The following is a 17,181-nucleotide window of genomic DNA, read 5'->3' as shown; positions in this document are numbered from 1 at the left end:
CCCTTGTGCGGAGATTGGAATTCTGGCAAGTTCACTGCGATAGGACAGTGTTACTGTCCCATTTTCAGCCGCGTCGATGGCAGCCTCCCGGAGGTCGCTGTCGCGCCATCGCAACGGAGCGGATCGATGACGAAGGGTACGGCAAAACACGCCAAAGCCAATCGCACGCGCGCCGCCCGCAAAGCGGCGGCTTAGGACAGGCGCGACAGGGCGACATGCCCCGGCGCCTGCGGAGGACGCGGGCGCCCCGAGATCAGCGCAAGCAAGCCTCCGACAGACGAATGGTTCGGCCATGTTGGCCCCATCCTTGCTGCCGGCTCCCTGGAGCCGCGCGCGAGTGGTGGCGGCCTGCTGCGGCGGAAGGTTTATATGGACTCAAAGGTGCCTCCCGGCGGAAGCTGGCTTGGCATCGCCAGCGGGTTTTAGGGCAAGCGGGGTTTGACGATGAGCGAAACCAGCCAGTCGAGCGGTGCCGTGATCAGCGGCGCGGAGGCTTTCGAGCGCTTCCCGGAGGTCCGCGACCCGGCGATGCCGGTGCGCCAGGGTCTCTACGATCCGTCGATGGAGAAGGATTCCTGCGGTGTCGGCTTCATCGCCGACATGAAGAACCGCAAGAGCCACGCCATCGTCGAGCAGGGGCTTCAGATCCTGCTTAACATCGACCATCGCGGCGCGGTCGGTGCCGACCCCAAGCTCGGCGACGGCTGCGGCATCCTCACCCAGATCCCGCATCGCTTCTTCAGCGAGGAATGCGCCAGGCTCGGCATCGCCCTGCCGGAGGTCGGCCATTACGCGATCGGCCAGTTCTTCATGCCGCAGGACGTCATCGACCGGACGGTCTGCGAGGACATCGTCGCGCAGACGGTGACCGAGGAGGGGCTGATCTTCCTGGGCTGGCGCGACGTGCCGGTCGACGGTTCGGACCTCGGCGAGGCGGTCAAGGAGAGCGAGCCGGTCCACCGCCAGCTTTTCGTCGGCCGGCCTGCCGAGATCGAGACCGAGGAGGATTTCGAGCGCAAGGTCTATGTCCTCAGGAAGTCGGTCTCCAACAAGGTCTACAAGCTCAAGGACCGGGCGACCGCGACCTATTACCCGGTCTCGATGTCGGCGCGCACCATCGTCTACAAGGGCATGGTGCTGGTCACGCAGCTCGGCAGCTATTTCAAGGATCTGCAGGACGAGCGCTTCGAGAGCGCGCTCGCTCTCGTCCACCAGCGCTTCGCCACCAACACCTTCCCGTCCTGGCGGCTGGCCCATCCCTACCGGATGGTCGCCCATAACGGCGAGATCAACACGCTGCGCGGCAACGTCAACTGGATGGCGGCGCGGCAGGCCTCGGTCGATTCCGAGCTGTTCGGGCCCGACATCTCGAAGCTCTGGCCGATCTCCTATGAGGGCCAGTCCGACACCGCCTGTTTCGACAACGCGCTCGAATTCCTAGTGCAGGGCGGCTACTCGCTCGCCCATGCCATGATGATGCTGGTGCCGGAGGCGTGGAACGGCAACCCTCTGATGAACGAGGAGCGCCGCGCCTTTTACGAATACCACGCCGCGCTGATGGAGCCCTGGGACGGGCCGGCCGCGATCGCCTTCACCGACGGCAAGCAGATCGGCGCGACGCTCGACCGCAACGGCCTGCGGCCGGCGCGCTATCTCGTCACCGATGACGGGCTCGTGGTGCTGGCCTCCGAATTCGGCGTGCTGCCGATTCCGGAGGAGAAGATCATCGAGAAGTGGCGTCTCCAGCCGGGCAAGATGCTGCTGATCGACCTCGAGCAGGGCCGCATCATCGGCGACGACGAGATCAAGACGAGCTTATGCCTCGCCAACCCCTATAAGGACTGGCTGAAGCGCACCCAGATCGTGCTCGAGGACCTGCCGCCGGTCGAGGCGCGGGCCTCGCGCACCGACGTGCCGCTGCTCGATCGCCAGCAGGCCTTCGGCTACACGCAGGAGGATGTCCGCCTGCTGATGGCGCCGATGGCGGTGACCGGCCAGGAAGCGGTCGGCTCGATGGGCACGGACACGCCGATCTCGGCGCTCTCGCTCAAGTCGAAGCTGCTCTACACCTATTTCAAGCAGAACTTCGCCCAGGTCACGAACCCGCCGATCGACCCGATCCGCGAGGAGCTGGTGATGAGCCTGCTCTCCTTCATCGGGCCGCGGCCGAACATCCTCGATCTGGAGGGCACCTCGCGTCGCAAGCGGCTCGAGGTCCGCACGCCGATCCTGACCAACGACGATCTCGAGAAGATCCGCTGCATCGGGCATTACGAGGACCGCTTCGACACCAAGACCATCGACTTCACCTATCCGGCGCGTGATGGCGCCGCCGGCATGAGCGAGGCGGTGGAGCGGCTCTGCGAGCGGGCGGAGGCTGCGGTCCATGGCGGCTACAACATCATCATCCTGTCCGACCGGCAGGTCGGGTCCGATCGCATCCCGATCCCGGCGCTGCTGGCGACGGCGGCGGTGCATCATCACCTGATCCGCAAGGGCCTGCGCACCTCGGTCGGTCTGGTGCTGGAATCGGGCGAGCCGCGCGAGATCCATCATTTCTGCTGCCTGGCCGGCTATGGCGCGGAGGCGATCAACCCCTATCTCGCCTTCGACACGCTGCTCGACCAGCATGCGCAAGGTGCGTTCCCGACCGAGGTCGACGCCTATGAGGTGGTGAAGCGCTACATCAAGTCGGTCGGCAAGGGCGTGCTCAAGGTCATGTCCAAGATGGGCATCTCGACCTACCAGTCCTATTGCGGCGCGCAGATCTTCGATGCCGTCGGCCTCAAGAGCGACTTCGTCGAACGCTACTTCTTCGGCACGGGCACCGCGATCGAGGGCGTCGGCCTCGACGAGATCGCGCAGGAGAGCGTCAGCCGTCACAAGGACGCCTTCGGCGACGCGCCGGTCTATCGCAACAGCCTCGATATCGGCGGCGAGTACATGTACCGCATCCGCGGCGAGGACCATGTCTGGCAGCCCGACGTCGTCGCCTCGCTGCAGCATGCGGTCAGGCTGAACGCGCAGGATCGCTATGAGGACTTCGCCCGCCAGGTCAATGACGAGGAGCAGCGGCTGACCACCATCCGCGGGCTGTTCAAGCTCAGGCAGGCGCTTGAGGACGGGCGCCAGCCCGTGCCGCTGGAGAGCGTCGAGCCGGCTTCGGAGATCGTGAAGCGCTTCGCCACCGGGGCAATGTCCTTCGGCTCGATCTCGCGCGAGGCGCATGAGACGATGGCCATCGCGATGAACCAGATCGGCGGCAAGTCCAACACCGGCGAGGGCGGCGAAGAAGCGATCCGCTTCAAGCCGATGGCGGATGGGCGCTCGAAGCGCTCGGCGATCAAGCAGATCGCCTCGGGCCGCTTCGGCGTCACGGCGGAGTATCTCGCCAATGCCGACGTCATGCAGATCAAGGTGGCGCAGGGTGCCAAGCCCGGCGAGGGCGGGCAGCTGCCCGGCCACAAGGTCGATGCCAAGATCGCCAAGGTCCGGCATTCGACCCCGGGCGTCGGGCTGATCTCGCCGCCGCCGCATCACGACATTTATTCGATCGAGGATCTGGCGCAGCTGATCTTCGATTTGAAGAACGTCAATCCGGCGGCCGATGTCTCGGTCAAGCTGGTCTCCGAGATCGGGGTCGGCACGGTCGCGGCCGGCGTCGCCAAGTCGCGCGCCGACCACATCACCATCTCGGGCTTCGAGGGCGGCACGGGCGCGAGCCCGCTGACCTCGCTGAAGCATGCCGGCTCCCCCTGGGAGATCGGTCTCGCCGAGACGCAGCAGACGCTTGTCTTGAACAAGCTGCGCGGGCGCGTCGCGCTTCAGGTCGATGGCGGGCTTCGCACCGGCCGCGACGTGGTGATCGGCGCGCTGCTGGGGGCCGACGAGTTCGGCTTCTCGACCGCGCCGCTGATCGCGGCCGGCTGCATCATGATGCGCAAGTGCCATCTCAACACCTGCCCGGTCGGCGTCGCGACGCAGGATCCGGTGCTGCGCAAGCGCTTCAAGGGCCTGCCCGAGCATGTCGTCAACTACTTCTTCTTCGTCGCCGAGGACGTGCGCAAGATCATGGCGCAGATGGGCTTCACCCATCTCGACGAGATCGTCGGCCGGTCCGATCTGCTCGACAAGCGCGAGGCACTCGACCACTGGAAGGCCAAGGGGCTGGATTTCTCGAGGCTCTTCCACAAGGTCGACATGCCCGGCGTGGCGATCCGCCATGTCGAGCTGCAGAAGCATCCGATCGACGACGTCCTCGACCGCAAGCTGATCGCGGGCGCGACGGGGGCGATCGAGGGCGGTACGCCGGTCGTGCTCGAACATCCGATCTGCAATGTCGACCGCAGCGTCGGCGCGATGCTGTCTGGCGTCGTCGCCAAGAAGTACGGCCATGCCGGCCTGCCCGACGACACCATCACGGTGAAGCTCAAGGGCACCTCGGGCCAGAGCTTCGCGGCCTTCCTGGCGGCGGGCGTCACCGTCGAGCTGACCGGACAGGCCAATGACTATGTCGGCAAGGGGCTCTCGGGCGGCAAGCTGATCGTCAAGCCCGATCCGGCCTCGAAGGCCGTGCCGGAGCGCTCGATCATCGTGGGCAACACGGTGCTTTACGGGGCGATCGCGGGTGAGGCCTATTTCCGCGGCGTCGCCGGCGAGCGCTTCGCCGTGCGCAATTCGGGCGCCATCGCGGTGGTCGAGGGCACGGGTGACCATGGCTGCGAATACATGACCGGCGGCGTCGTCGCCGTGATCGGGCCGACGGGGCGCAACTTCGCGGCGGGCATGTCAGGCGGCATCGCCTATGTGCTGGACGAGGACAAGAGCTTCGCGGCGCGCTGCAACCTCTCCATGGTCGATCTCGAGCCGGTCGAGGAGGAGGAGGACCTGATGGAGCGGCTGCACCATCACGGCGGCGATCTCGAGCATAAGGGCCGCATCGACATGGCCAACATGTCGGGCCACGACGAGGAGCGCCTGATGCAGATGCTGACGAACCATGTCGACTATACCGGTTCGGAGACGGCGCGTCGCATCCTCGACAACTGGGCCGAGTACCGCACCAAATTCGTCAAGGTGATGCCGGTCGAATACCGCCGCGCGCTGCGCGAGATGGAACAGGCGCGCACCTTGCAGGCGGCGGAATAGGACGGGACGTCAGCTCCGGTCGGCGCGTTCGATCCGGAACCTCATCAGGACAGGCGCCTCGGCCAAACGGGGATGCCCGGCTCAGAGCCGGGCAGGACGGCGAGAGACACAGACATGGGCAAGGTCACGGGTTTCCTCGAATACGACCGGCAGGAGCAGAAGTATCAGCTCGCCGGCGACCGCATCCGGCATTTCCGGGAGTTCACGCTCCCGCTGGAGGAGCGCGACATCAAGAAGCAGGCGGCGCGCTGCATGGATTGCGGCATCCCGTTCTGCCATGGGCCGACCGGCTGCCCGGTCCACAACCAGATCCCCGACTGGAACGAGCTGGTCTTCTCCGGGGGCTGGCAGGATGCGCTGAGCAATCTGCACTCGACCAACAACTTTCCGGAGTTCACCGGCCGCATCTGCCCCGCGCCCTGCGAGGAGGCTTGCACGCTGAACCTCGAGAATATGCCGGTGACGATCAAGACGATCGAGCAGGCCATCGCCGACAAGGGCTGGCAGGAGGGTTGGATCGTGCCCGAGCCCGCCACGATCCGCACCGGCAAGAAGATCGCCGTCGTCGGCTCCGGCCCGGCCGGCTTGGCGGCGGCGCAGCAGCTCGCGCGCGTCGGCCATGAGGTGCATCTTTATGAGCGCGAGGCACGCGCCGGCGGCCTGCTGCGCTACGGCATTCCCGACTTCAAGATGGAAAAGAAGCACATCGACCGCCGCGTGAAGCAGATGGAGGCCGAGGGCGTCACTTTCCACTACAACGTCCATGTCGGCGTCACCGTGCCCTTCGCGACGCTGACCGCCGAGCACGACGCCGTGCTGATGACCGGCGGGGCCGAGGCGCCGCGCGATCCCGGCCTGCCCGACACCAACCTGCAGGGCGTGCACTACGCGATGCCGTATCTCACCCAGCAGAACAAACGCACCGGCGGCGAGGATGTCTCGAAGATCACGCCGATCCTGGCCGGGGGCAAGCATGTCGTGGTCATCGGCGGCGGCGACACGGCATCCGACTGCGTCGGCACGGCCTTCCGCCAGGGCGCGCTCTCGGTGACGCAGCTCGACATTCGGCCAATGGCGCCGGAGATCGAGAACAAGCTGACGGTCTGGCCGTATTGGCCGACGAAGTTCCGCACCTCCTCCTCGCAGGCCGAGGGCGCAGAGCGCGAGTTCCAGGCCGCGACGCTCGGGCTGGAAGGCCGCAACGGCCGCCTGACCGGGGTGAAATGCGTGCGCGTCGACGAGAAGCGCAAGCCGATCGCAGGGACTGAATTCGTCCTGCAGGCCGATCTCTGCTTCCTCGCCATTGGCTTCGCGGGATCGCTGATCGAGGGTATGATCGCGCAGTCGGGCGTGGCGGTCGACAAGCGCGCCAACGTCATCGCCAATGAGCGCGACTACCGCACCAGCGTCGAGAACGTCTTCGTCGCCGGCGACATGCGGCGGGGCCAGTCGCTCGTCGTCTGGGCGATCCGCGAGGGCCGCCAGGCGGCGCATGCGATCGACAAGCATCTGATGGGCGAGACGATTTTGCCGGTGTGAGATCTGCTCAGTACGCCGTCATTCCGGACAAGCCGCGTCAGCGGCGCCGATCCGGAATCCATGCCAGAGCGCTGGTCCTTTGAGCATCCGGCATGGATTCCGGGTCTGCGCTGCGCTTCGCCCGGAATGACGGCAGATGTGATGCCCTCACCGCGGCCAACGGTAATCGTCCATGCGTCCGGGCTTCGGCTCGGGCAGCACGCCCTCGCCGAAGATGCGGTCGAGCTGGCCGGCGATCTCGCCGCGTCCCCTTGCGTCGGGAATCGAGACCAGCAGCGCCTGCTCGCCCGTCGTCGCGCCGGTGAGTGGCAGGATCGGCCCGGCCGCCGGCTTGGCCTGGAGCGCGGCCGGCAGGCTGATCGTGGGCAGGCCCGCGACCATCTGGTCGATCAGGCGTTCGACGCCGCCGGGCTGCAGTTCCGGGCTGGAGGGTGCGCCGGTGTCGGGAGAGACCGGCAGCGCGATCACGCTGCCCTGCGCTCCCGGCTCGAACATCCGGCGCACCAGCAGATCGACGAAATGCGCCGCCTTGCGGGCGCCGGCCGCCGTGAAATGGATGCCGTCGCCGAGCCGCAGCCGCATGGTCTGGCCGGAGACGTCGGGGCCCATCGCCGTGTAGCGGCTTTCTGAATCGACGAAGGCGCCCCAGAGATCGACATATTGCCCGCCCGCGCGCTCGACCTGCTGGCGGTACTGCTCGTTGAAAGTGACGAAATCGGCCGAGAGCCTGCCGTTCTGCACGGGTGGCGCGCCGACCCAGATCAGCGGCACGCGCTTAGCCGCGAAGACCTGCGTCACCGCGGCGATGCGCTCGCGATAGAGTTCGAGCCAGCGCGGGCTCAGTGGCTCGTGGACCGTGTCGCCCTCGCGGATGGCCTGCCGGTCGTTCAGGCCGATCATCATGACGCCGAGGCTGATCTTCTGGTCGCCCGCCAGCAGATCGGCCGCCACCTTGGGCCAATCGTAGAAATCGCTGCGGACGAGGCCCGAATCGGCCTTGGCTCGGGTAAGGACGGCAAGGTCGGGCCGGTCCTCCAGCGCGTCCTCCAGGCCGCCGGCGAGCAGATGGGCGAGCGAATCGCCCATTACCAGCAGATGATGCGCGACATCGACCTTGGGAATGACGGGATCGTCCCGGACCACGACCGGTGCCGCGGGGCGGCGGCGCACGACGGGTGCGACCCGCTGGCGCTGAGGCTGGACGACGGGCGGCGGCGCGGGCTGCTGCCAGAAGAACTGGAAGAAGCCGCGCTGCGGTTGGGGCTGCGGCTGCTGCTGACGCGCCTGTTGGGCGAGCGTCGTCTGCGCTCCGGTCAGGAGCAGCAGGCAGGTGGCTGCGAACAGCGTGAGCAGGGAGCACAAACGCATCGGGCTCTTAAATCCCGCGCCGGCGAGCGGCATCCTGGCAATATAGTGCAGGACGGTGCGAACGTCAGCTTCCGGCGCGCATCTTTGCCAGCAGGGCCGGGGTGGGCCAGCCATCGGCGATCTCGCCGTTGCGGAGCTGATATTGCCTCACGGCCTCGCGCGTGCCGGTGCCGATGCGGCCATCGGCGTCGTGGTTGTAGAGGCCGAGCGCCTTCAGCCGGCGCTGGACGTCCTGCATGCCCGATTTGTCGAGGCGAGGCGCCTGGACCGGCCAGTCGGCCTGGATCGCCGCGCGGCCCATGATGCGGTCGCCGAGATGGCCGACCGCGAGCGCATAGGCGTCCGACGAATTGTACTTCTTGATGACGTCGAAATTCTCGGTCAGCAGCATCACCGGGCCGCGATGGCCGGCGGGGTAGAACAGCCTCGCCTCGCCAGAAGAGGGCAGTCGGCCGCCATCGGCGCGGCGCACGCCGGCCGACGAGAAGGCCGAGAAGCTCGTCTTGTAGAGCTTGTGGTCGAAGCCCTCGGGCAGGGTCACTTCCAGGCCCCAGGGCAGGCCCTGCACCCAGCCATAGCCCTTGAGGTAGTTGGCGGTGGAGGCGAGCGCGTCGGCGGTCGAGCTCCAGATGTCGGCATGGCCGTCGCCGGTGAAGTCGACCGCGTATTTGCGGTAGCTCGACGGCATGAACTGGGTGTGGCCCATGGCGCCGGCCCAGGAGCCGCGCAATTCGCGGCGCTCGACATGGCCTTCCTCGATCAGCTCCAGCGCGGTCAGAAGCTCGTCGCGGAAGAAGTCGCCGCGATAGCGCAGATGGGCGAGCGTCGCCAGCGAGCGGATCGTGTCCTTGTCGCCCTTGAAGGCGCCGTAATTGGTTTCCATGCCCCAGACGCCGAGCACGATCTCCCGGGGCACGCCGTAGCGCGCCTCGACCTGCGCCAGCACGCCGGCATTCTCAGTGGCGGCGTCGCGGCCGCGGGGGATGCGCGTGCCGCCCACCGCGCTGCTGAGATAGCCCCAGATCGGCGCGGTGAATTCCGACTGCTTCCGCGTCAGCGCGGTGATCGCAGGATCGGGCGTGACGCCGCGAAAGGCGGCGTCGAAGGTCGCACGCGAAATGCCGCGCGCCTGCGCCAGCGGCCAAAGTCGCTGCAAGAAGGTGTCGAAGCCGGAGTTCGCAGGCCGTGCGACCGGTGTCGGCGTGGCGTCTCTCGCCTTAGCGGCGGAGGTGCTGATCGAGCCCGTGGTCTGCGCGAGCGCCGGCGCGAAGCTGATCAGGGCCGTGGCGGCGATGACGGACAGGCGCATGGGGCACTCGGGATGGCTGCAAAAACGGGGTCGCTCCAGAGCGCCTGAACAAGATTAACCAAAGGTTAAGCGTGGCGGCAATGCCATCGATGCACGGCGCGTCACAGTGGCTCGATTTGACAAAGCGCGGTGCTTGGCCGAGCCTTGCGGGCATGAACAGCCATCTCCGGTTCTGCTGCGGTCTGCACCGCTGGGGCAATCTCATCGCGGGCCATTAGCCCCGCGCCCGCCGCGCAGCGCGCCCCGGGTTCGGGGCCCTTGCCGCGCCATCCGGCGCTACTGCCTTCACCACCTCCCTTTTTTGGACAGTCGCGAGACGGCGCGGTCGATGGACCTCCGCTGCGGCTGCCGTTTCAGTCCCAGGATTTCGTCATGACCATCGCTCCGAAGCGTCCGTCGCGGCCCGCCATCGTGCTGACCGCTGGCGACCATCTCCTTTTGAGCCGCACCGTCGCCGGCGCGGGCGAAGGCATGGCCGATCTCGCGGCCGAACTGTCCCGCGAACTCGACCGCGCCCGCATCCTGCCGGAGGGGCGCCACTCGGCCGATCATGTCCGCATCGGGAGTGGCGTCACCTTCCGCGACGAGGCCTCCGGCAAGGCGACGACGATCACGCTGGTCGCGCCGCAGCATGCCGATGTCGATGCCGGCAGGATTTCGGTGATGACGCCGGTCGGCGTGGCGCTGATCGGCATGGCCGCCGGGAAGTCGATCGACTGGACGACGCGCTCGGGCGAGCGCCGCCGCCTGACCGTGACGCAGGTCAGGGAGCCGGCCGATCTGGCGATGGCGGGCTAAAGGTCGGCTGCGTCACACCGCGTTGCGCGTCTTCAGCCTCTGCTCCCAGTCCAGCGCCTGGCGGACGATCTCTTCGAGGTCGTCATGCTCCGGCGTCCAGCCGAGCTCGGTGCGGATGCGGTCGGCCTTGGCGACCAGCGAGGCGGGGTCGCCGGCCCGGCGGCCCGACAGCTTCACCGGGAAATCGACGCCCGAGACCTTTTTCACGACCGCGACGACCTCGTTGACCGAATAGCCCCGGCCATAGCCGCAGTTCAGCGTCAGGCTTTTTCCGCCTGTGCGCAGATGATCGAGCGCGCAGAGATGGGCGCGGGCGAGGTCGGTGACGTGGATGTAGTCGCGGATGCAGGTGCCGTCGGGCGTGGGGTAGTCGGTGCCGAAGACCTCGAGCCCGTCGCGCTGGCCCAGTGCCGCTTGCCCTGCGACCTTGATCAGATGGGTGGCGTTGGGCGATGACTGGCCGGAGCGGCCCTTCGGATCGGCCCCGGCGACGTTGAAGTAGCGCAGGACGACGAAACTCAGGCCATGGGCGCGGGCGACGTCGGAGAGCATCCACTCGCTCATCAGCTTGGAGCGGCCATAGGGGTTGATCGGGTGGAGTTCGATCTCCTCTGGCACCGGGCTGATCGCGGGTTCGCCATAGACCGCCGCGGTGGAGGAGAAGATGATTCGTTGGACGCCGCCGCGCACGGCGCTCTCCAGAAGGCTGCGCGTCTTCACGGTGTTGTTGAGATAATAGCCGAGAGGATCGGCGACGGATTCCGGAACCACGATCCTGGCGGCGAAATGGGCGATCTCGGTGACAGCATGCTCTGCGATGACGCGCGCGACCAGCTCCTGGTCGGCGATGTCGCCCTGGATCAGCACGGCCTCCTTCGGCACGGCCCACCAGAAGCCGGTCGAGAGATTGTCGAGCACGACGACGCTCTCGCCACGGTCGAGCAGTTCAAGCACCATGTGGCTGCCGATATAGCCGGCACCGCCCGAAACAAGTACAGCCATGGTCGAATGCCCGCTACCGCCACCCGGAACCGCCTCCTCGCAAAAAGCGTTGACGGGTTCTCAAGCTCGTTCTGCTATTAGTCGCCGTGGCCGGCTCCCCGCAAGTCAGGAGCCGGCCGCTCTCCACCCGCACCGCCACAGGCAAGCCCGGCCCAGGCGCCAATTGGACCTCCCATGACGAAACGCATCCGCAAGGCCGTCTTCCCCGTCGCCGGTCTCGGCACCCGCTTCCTGCCTGCCACCAAGGCGATTCCCAAGGAGATGCTGACCATCGTCGATCGGCCTGTCGTCCAGCATGTCATCGACGAGGCGCGCGCGGCCGGCATCGAGCATTTCGTCTTCATCACCGGCCGCAACAAGGCGGTAATCGAGGATCATTTCGATCTGGCCTACGAGCTCGACGACACGCTGCGCAAGCGTAACAAGGTCAAGGAACTGGAGGCGCTGCTGGCCGATCTGCCTCCCGCCGGCGCGACCAGCTTTACCCGCCAGCAGGCGCCTCTGGGCCTCGGCCATGCCGTCTGGTGCGCGCGCGACATCATCGGCGATGACGAGCCTTTCGCGCTGCTGCTGCCCGACATGCTGCATCACACCCATGGCAAGGGCTGCCTTGCCGAGATGATCGATGCCTACAACAAGCATGGCGGCAACCATATCGCGGTGGCGCCGGTGCCGGACGACCAGACCCATCAATACGGCATCGTCGGCGTCGAGAACCGCGAGGCCAAGGTGTCGAAGGTGACCAAGATGGTCGAGAAGCCGGCCAAGGGCACGGCGCCCTCGAACCTGCACATCACTGGCCGCTACATCCTCCAGCCGACGATCTTCAATCTGCTGGCCAACCAGGAGCCGGGCGCGGGCGGCGAAATCCAGCTGACCGATTCGATGATCGCCCTGTCGCGGCTGGAGCCGTTCCACGCGGTGCGCTTTGACGGCGACATCTACGATACCGGCTCGAAGATCGGCTTCCTGACGGCCAATATCGCCTATGCGCTCGACCGCAGCGATCTCGGCCCGCAGATCCGCCAGGAGATCGAGCGGCTGCTGGACCGTTGATGGCTTTCGCAGGTCAGGGCACGCGTCGGTGAGCGAAGCCGGCGTCGTCTTCGATCGCGCGATCGGCGCCTTGCGTCTGAAGCGGGCGCTCGCGGCGGGATATCCCGATTTCCTGCTCCAGCGTGCGGTTGAGGATCTGGAGGAGCGGCTGGCTGCGGTGCTGCGGCGCTTCGCGGCGGCGGCCGATCTCGGCACGCCCCTGCCGGTCGCCGCACCCGTTCTCCTCGCCAAGGCGGATTCCCTGCTGCGCATGGCCGAGGTCCCGAGCGGGGCCGCCGATCTCGTCGGCGATCTCGAACGCCTGCCGCTGGCGCCTGCCTGCCTCGATCTCGCAGCCTCGCTTTTGGCCCTGCACGGCGTCAACGACCTGCCGGGCGCGCTGATCCAGATCCGCCGCGCCTTGCGGCCCGACGGGCTGTTCATCGGCTGCCTGCTCGGCGGCCGGACGCTGCAGGAACTCAGGCAGGTGCTGCTGGAGGCCGAGGCCGAGACCACGGGCGGCGTCAGCCCGCGCATCGCGCCCTTCGCCGATCTGCGCGATCTCGGCAGCCTGCTGCAGCGTGCCGGCTTCGCGCTGCCCGTCGTCGACAGCGAGGTCGTGACCGTGCGCTATCGAGACGTCTTCGGCCTGCTGCGCGATCTGCACGCGATGGGTTGGGGCAACGCGCTCATGGCCCGCCGCAAGGCCGGCATGCGTCGCGATACGCTGCTACGGGCGGCTGGCCTTTATGCCGAGCGTTTCGCCGACGCGGATGGGCGCCTGCGCGCGACCTTCGAGATCGTCTGGCTTTCAGGCTGGGCGCCGCATGAAAGCCAGCAGAAGCCGTTGCGGCCGGGCTCGGCCAAGGCGAGGCTGGCGGAGGCGCTGGGCGTGCCGGAGATTGGCGCGGGCGACACAGCCGGGGGGCCGACATGAGCGGAAAACAGGAGCGGCTGCGCCGCGACGCCTTCGGCCCGTTTCGCACGGTGCCGACACGCTGGGCCGACAACGACGTCTACGGCCACGTCAACAACGTCGTCTATTATTCCTGGTTCGACACGGCGGTGAACGCCTGGGTGATCGAGCGCGGCTTTCTCGATCTTGCCGGCAGTGCGGTCGTGGGGCTCGTCGTCGAGACGACCTGCAGCTATTTCGAGAGCGTCGCCTTTCCGGAAGCCGTCGAGGTCGGGCTCGGCGTCGAGCGGCTGGGCAACAGTTCCGTGACCTACCGGATCGGCATCTTTCGCCAGGGCGGCACGCTTGCGGCGGCGCAAGGGCGCTTCACCCATGTCTATGTCGATCGCGCCACGCAGCGCCCGGTGCCGATCCCGGCCGATCTGCGCGCGGCGCTCGCCGACCTCACATCGTCAGGCGGATCTGGCTGATCTCGCGGGCGATCTGCTGGAAGATCGGCCCGAGCTGCGAGGCATTGGAGACCTCGTAATACATGCCCGGGTCGCTGGCGCAGCTGCGCAGCAGGCTGCTGTTCCCGTCGATGACGCGGATCGAATAGATCCTGATGCCGGCATCCTTGGCGCTGGTGCAGGCGGCGGCGGTGCGCAGGTCCATCGTCGCCTGGCCGTCGCCGAAGCGGTTCTGGGTGTTGTCGCCATCGGTCAGCAGGATCATGTACTTGGTCAGTCGCGGCGTGTTGGCAGGCGCGGCTTCCGGCAGCGGCGCGATCGGGCTCAGACTCGCTGCCCCCCAGGCTGCGCCGATGGTGACGTTGGTGTAGCCGACCGGCGTCATCGCATTGATCGTGCCCTCCAGCGCCGTCCAGTCGCTGGTCAGCGGCCGGATCGGCGTCAGCGTCGACTGGGCGCAGAAGTCGGCCGGGTACAGCGTGACGTTCTGGCCCGTCACCGCGCCGGCGTCGCTCACGTCATAGGGCTTGTCGCGGTCGCTGATGCAGCCTTCCCAGGTCGCCTTTGTGATCGTCTTCTTGTTCCAGCCGCTGCCCTTCGTCAGGTCGTAACGCAGCCAGGGCGAATCCTTGTAGGTCGTCGGCAGACGCACCTGCGTGGCGAAGGGCACGACAGAGACCCGGATCTGGTCCGGCTCCGTCGAGGCTTCCTTCATGATCTTGAGCAGGTCGAGCGAGGCTTTCTTTAACTCGGTCAGCTTGTTGGACGCTGCCATCGAGCCGGTGTTGTCGAGCACCAGCGCCAGTTCGACGCGGTTTGTGCCCCAGGCCGACTGGGCCGTCGAGGAGACCGGAATCGTGTCGAAGCCGATGACCTTGGTCAGTGTCGTCTCGACATCGGTCGTGGCGGTCACGTTGACCGTGCGGGCGGTGCGATTGATGGCAACGGTATAGGTGCCGAGCTTGGCGTCGGAATTGCCAGCGAGATTGGCGCGGATCAGCGCTTCCGCGCGGGTCGTCAGCTGCGCGTCCGTCAGCTTCGTGGCGTCGCGGGCGACCATCAGCGCAGCCGCGTCGACCGCCGCGTTCAGGCTGGCGCGGGCGGAGCTGGCGCGGGCATAGTCGACGCAGGCCCCGGCGATCCCGATCATCGGGATGGCGACGAAGCCGAACAACACGGCCGTGGTGCCCGAGGCATCTTTCCTGAAACGGGACAAAAGCGACATCGACTGTTCCTCCCTGGCACGGAGCGCCCCGTGTCGTGGACAACAGCGCAGATCGCGTGCCAGCAGGGGGAGGCGCAGCGCCGGAATGCGTTGTCTCAGGCGGTCAGGCGCGCTATGCCCCGCGCAACCGAAGATCGGCAGCGCCGCCAGAACGCCAGGGACCGTCGCCTGTGATTCCCAACGACATCAAGATCACGCCGCAGCTCGTGGCCGAACACGGCCTGAAGCCCGATGAATACCAGCGCTTCCTGCATCTGATCGGGCGCGAACCCTCGATCACGGAGCTCGGCATCGTCTCGGCGATGTGGAACGAGCACTGTTCCTACAAATCCTCGAAGATCCATCTCAAGACGCTGCCGACCAAGGCTGCCTGGGTGATCCAGGGGCCGGGCGAGAATGCCGGCGTGATCGATATCGGCGACGGTCTGGCGATCGTCTTCAAGATGGAGAGCCACAACCACCCGTCCTTCATCGAGCCCTATCAGGGCGCGACGACGGGCGTCGGCGGCATCCTGCGCGACGTCTTCACCATGGGCGCGCGGCCGATCGCGGTGCTCGACGCGCTGCGCTTCGGCTCGCCGGAGCATCCGCGCACGCGCCACCTCGTCTCGGGAGTGGTCGCCGGCGTCGGCGGCTACGGCAATTCCTTCGGCGTGCCCAATGTCGGCGGCCTCACCGGCTTCCACAGCCGCTATGACGGCAACAACCTCGTCAACGCCATGGCGGTCGGCATCGCCCGGGCCGACGAGATCTTCTATGCCAAGGCCTCGGGCGTCGGCAAAGCCATCGTCTATCTCGGTTCCAAGACCGGCCGCGACGGCATCCATGGCGCGACCATGGCCTCGGCCGCTTTCGGCGAGGGCGCCGAGGAAAAGCGCCCGACCGTGCAGGTCGGTGACCCCTTCGCCGAGAAGCTCCTGCTGGAGGCCTGCCTCGAGATCATGGCGGCCGGCCATGTCGATGCGATCCAGGACATGGGCGCGGCGGGCCTGACCTGCTCGGCGGTCGAGATGGGCGCCAAGGGCGATCTCGGCGTCGAGCTGAACCTCGACGCGGTGCCCTGCCGCGAGGAGGGCATGAGCGCCTATGAGATGATGCTGTCGGAGAGCCAGGAGCGCATGCTCATGGTGATCAAGCCTGGCCATGAGGAACCGGCCGAGGCGATCTTCCGCAAATGGGGGCTGGACTTCGCAGTCATCGGCCATACCACCGACAATCTGCGCTTCGTCGTGAAGCATCAGGGCGAGGTGATGGCCGACCTGCCGATCAAGGAACTCGGCGACGAGGCTCCCGAATACGACCGGCCCTGGATCGTGACGCCGCCGCAGCAGCGGATCGCGCCGGAGAGCGTCGAGGCGCCGCTGAGCAACGTGCAGGCGCTGCTCAGGCTGATTGGCTCGCCCGATCTTTGCTCGAAGCGCTGGGTCTGGGAACAGTACGACACGCTGATCCTCGGCAATTCCGTGGTGACGCCGGGCGGCGATGCCGGCCTGATCCGGATCGAGGACGGGCCGAAGGGCCTGTCCATGACCGCCGACGTCAACCCGCGCTATTGCGAGGCTGACCCGTTCGAGGGCGGCAAGCAGGCAGTGGCGGAAGCCTGGCGCAACCTGACCGCAACCGGCGCGACGCCGCTCGCCGTCACCGACAACCTTAACTTCGGCAATCCGGAGCGACCCGAGGTGATGGGCCAGCTCGTCGGCTGCATCCGCGGCATCGGCGAGGCCTGCCGGGCGCTCGACTTCCCGGTCGTCTCCGGCAATGTCTCGCTCTACAACGAGACCAACGGCGTCTCGATCCTGCCGACGCCCACCATCGGCGGCGTCGGCGTTCTCGCGGACGTGACGAAGCATGCGACGATCGCGTTCAAGGCGCAGGGCGAAGCGATCATCCTCATCGGCGAGACCACCGGCTGGCTCGGGCAGTCATCCTATCTCGCGACAATCTGCGGCCGCGAGGAGGGCGCGCCGCCGCCGGTCGATCTGGTCGTCGAGCGTCGCAATGGCGATTTCGTGCGGGGGCTGATCACAGCTGGCCGCGTCTCCGCCTGCCACGATCTGTCCGATGGTGGCCTGGCCGTCGCGCTGGCCGAGATGGCGCTGGCGAACGGCATCGGGGCTGCGATCGATGCGCTGCCTGCCGGGCCGGTCCATGCCGTGCTCTTCGGCGAGGACCAGGCTCGCTATCTCGTGAGCGTGCCGAACGCTGAAGCCGAAGCCATCCTGTCCGAGGCCAGTGCTGCCGGCGTGCCGGCTCAGGCGCTTGGCCAGACGGGCGGCGATACGCTTGCCCTGCCGGGCGAGGCGCCCGTCGCCATCACCGATCTCAAGACCGCCCATGAAGCCTGGCTGCCGGCCTATATGGCCGGCAAGGCCGCCTGAGGAGACCCGCC

At 67.2% G+C, this 17,181-nt stretch carries 11 protein-coding genes; 7 read left to right on the top strand and 4 right to left on the bottom strand.

The genetic code is table 11. The annotated features are described in order from the left end of the window. Nucleotides 1-528 precede the first annotated feature (528 nt). Complete coding sequence (gene gltB, locus AE618_RS20515) at nt 529-5,148, top strand: glutamate synthase large subunit (RefSeq protein ID WP_432704518.1); 4,620 nt, start codon at nt 529-531, stop codon at nt 5,146-5,148. Between the two features lie 114 nt (nt 5,149-5,262). Then, nucleotides 5,263-6,687 (top strand): glutamate synthase subunit beta, encoded by a 1,425-nt coding sequence (locus AE618_RS20510; protein ID WP_054210944.1) that lies wholly within the window; start codon nt 5,263-5,265, stop codon nt 6,685-6,687. A 147-nt stretch (nt 6,688-6,834) separates the two neighbouring features. Here the strand turns inward: AE618_RS20510 and AE618_RS20505 are convergent, their stop codons facing one another. Together AE618_RS20505 and AE618_RS20500 are read right to left on the bottom strand one after the other, a co-directional pair. Beyond that, the gene (locus AE618_RS20505) at nt 6,835-8,055 is read right to left on the bottom strand and encodes an SGNH/GDSL hydrolase family protein (protein ID WP_054210943.1); all 1,221 of its coding nucleotides are present in this window, start codon (nt 8,053-8,055) and stop codon (nt 6,835-6,837) included. Between the two features lie 64 nt (nt 8,056-8,119). Then, the gene (locus tag AE618_RS20500; protein WP_082365428.1) at nt 8,120-9,364 is read right to left on the bottom strand and encodes a lytic murein transglycosylase; all 1,245 of its coding nucleotides are present in this window, start codon (nt 9,362-9,364) and stop codon (nt 8,120-8,122) included. 372 nt (nt 9,365-9,736) lie between these two features. On the opposite strand from AE618_RS20500, the gene rnk reads away from it, so the two are divergent. After that, nucleotides 9,737-10,162, top strand: a complete 426-nt coding sequence (gene rnk / locus AE618_RS20495) for a nucleoside diphosphate kinase regulator (protein WP_054210942.1) — start codon at nt 9,737-9,739, stop codon at nt 10,160-10,162. A 12-nt stretch (nt 10,163-10,174) separates the two neighbouring features. Here rnk and galE read toward each other — a convergent pair whose 3' ends face one another. Continuing rightward, complete coding sequence (galE, locus tag AE618_RS20490) at nt 10,175-11,164, bottom strand: UDP-glucose 4-epimerase GalE (RefSeq protein WP_054210941.1); 990 nt, start codon at nt 11,162-11,164, stop codon at nt 10,175-10,177. A 174-nt stretch (nt 11,165-11,338) separates the two neighbouring features. On the opposite strand from galE, the gene AE618_RS20485 reads away from it, so the two are divergent. From AE618_RS20485 to AE618_RS20475, 3 genes are read left to right on the top strand one after another with little or no spacing between them, the layout of a single operon-like run. Further along, a complete protein-coding gene (locus AE618_RS20485; RefSeq protein ID WP_054210940.1) occupies nt 11,339-12,220 on the top strand; it encodes a UTP--glucose-1-phosphate uridylyltransferase in 882 nt (293 codons plus the stop codon). 28 nt (nt 12,221-12,248) lie between these two features. Then, entirely contained in the window at nt 12,249-13,136 is an 888-nt protein-coding gene (locus AE618_RS20480; protein ID WP_054210939.1) for a methyltransferase domain-containing protein, read from the top strand. Beyond that, on the top strand, nt 13,133-13,585 hold the full coding sequence (locus tag AE618_RS20475; protein ID WP_054210938.1) for an acyl-CoA thioesterase: 453 nt from the start codon (nt 13,133-13,135) through the stop codon (nt 13,583-13,585). The genes AE618_RS20480 and AE618_RS20475 overlap by 4 nt, the downstream gene beginning before the upstream one ends. Here the strand turns inward: AE618_RS20475 and AE618_RS20470 are convergent. Next, nucleotides 13,560-14,789, bottom strand: a complete 1,230-nt coding sequence (locus AE618_RS20470) for a vWA domain-containing protein (protein ID WP_054210937.1) — start codon at nt 14,787-14,789, stop codon at nt 13,560-13,562. The two genes, AE618_RS20475 and AE618_RS20470, sit on opposite strands and share 26 nt — an antisense overlap. A 170-nt stretch (nt 14,790-14,959) precedes the next feature. On the opposite strand from AE618_RS20470, the gene purL reads away from it, so the two are divergent. Continuing rightward, on the top strand, nt 14,960-17,170 hold the full coding sequence (gene purL, locus AE618_RS20465) for a phosphoribosylformylglycinamidine synthase subunit PurL (RefSeq protein ID WP_054210936.1): 2,211 nt from the start codon (nt 14,960-14,962) through the stop codon (nt 17,168-17,170). Nucleotides 17,171-17,181: the final 11 nt, after the last annotated feature.

The sequence above is a fragment of the Allobosea vaviloviae genome (assembly GCF_001298265.1).
Lineage (GTDB): Bacteria > Pseudomonadota > Alphaproteobacteria > Rhizobiales > Beijerinckiaceae > Allobosea > Allobosea vaviloviae_B.
The sequence above is the reverse complement of the archived record's forward strand: the minus strand, read 5'-3'. Positions and strand labels throughout refer to the sequence as shown.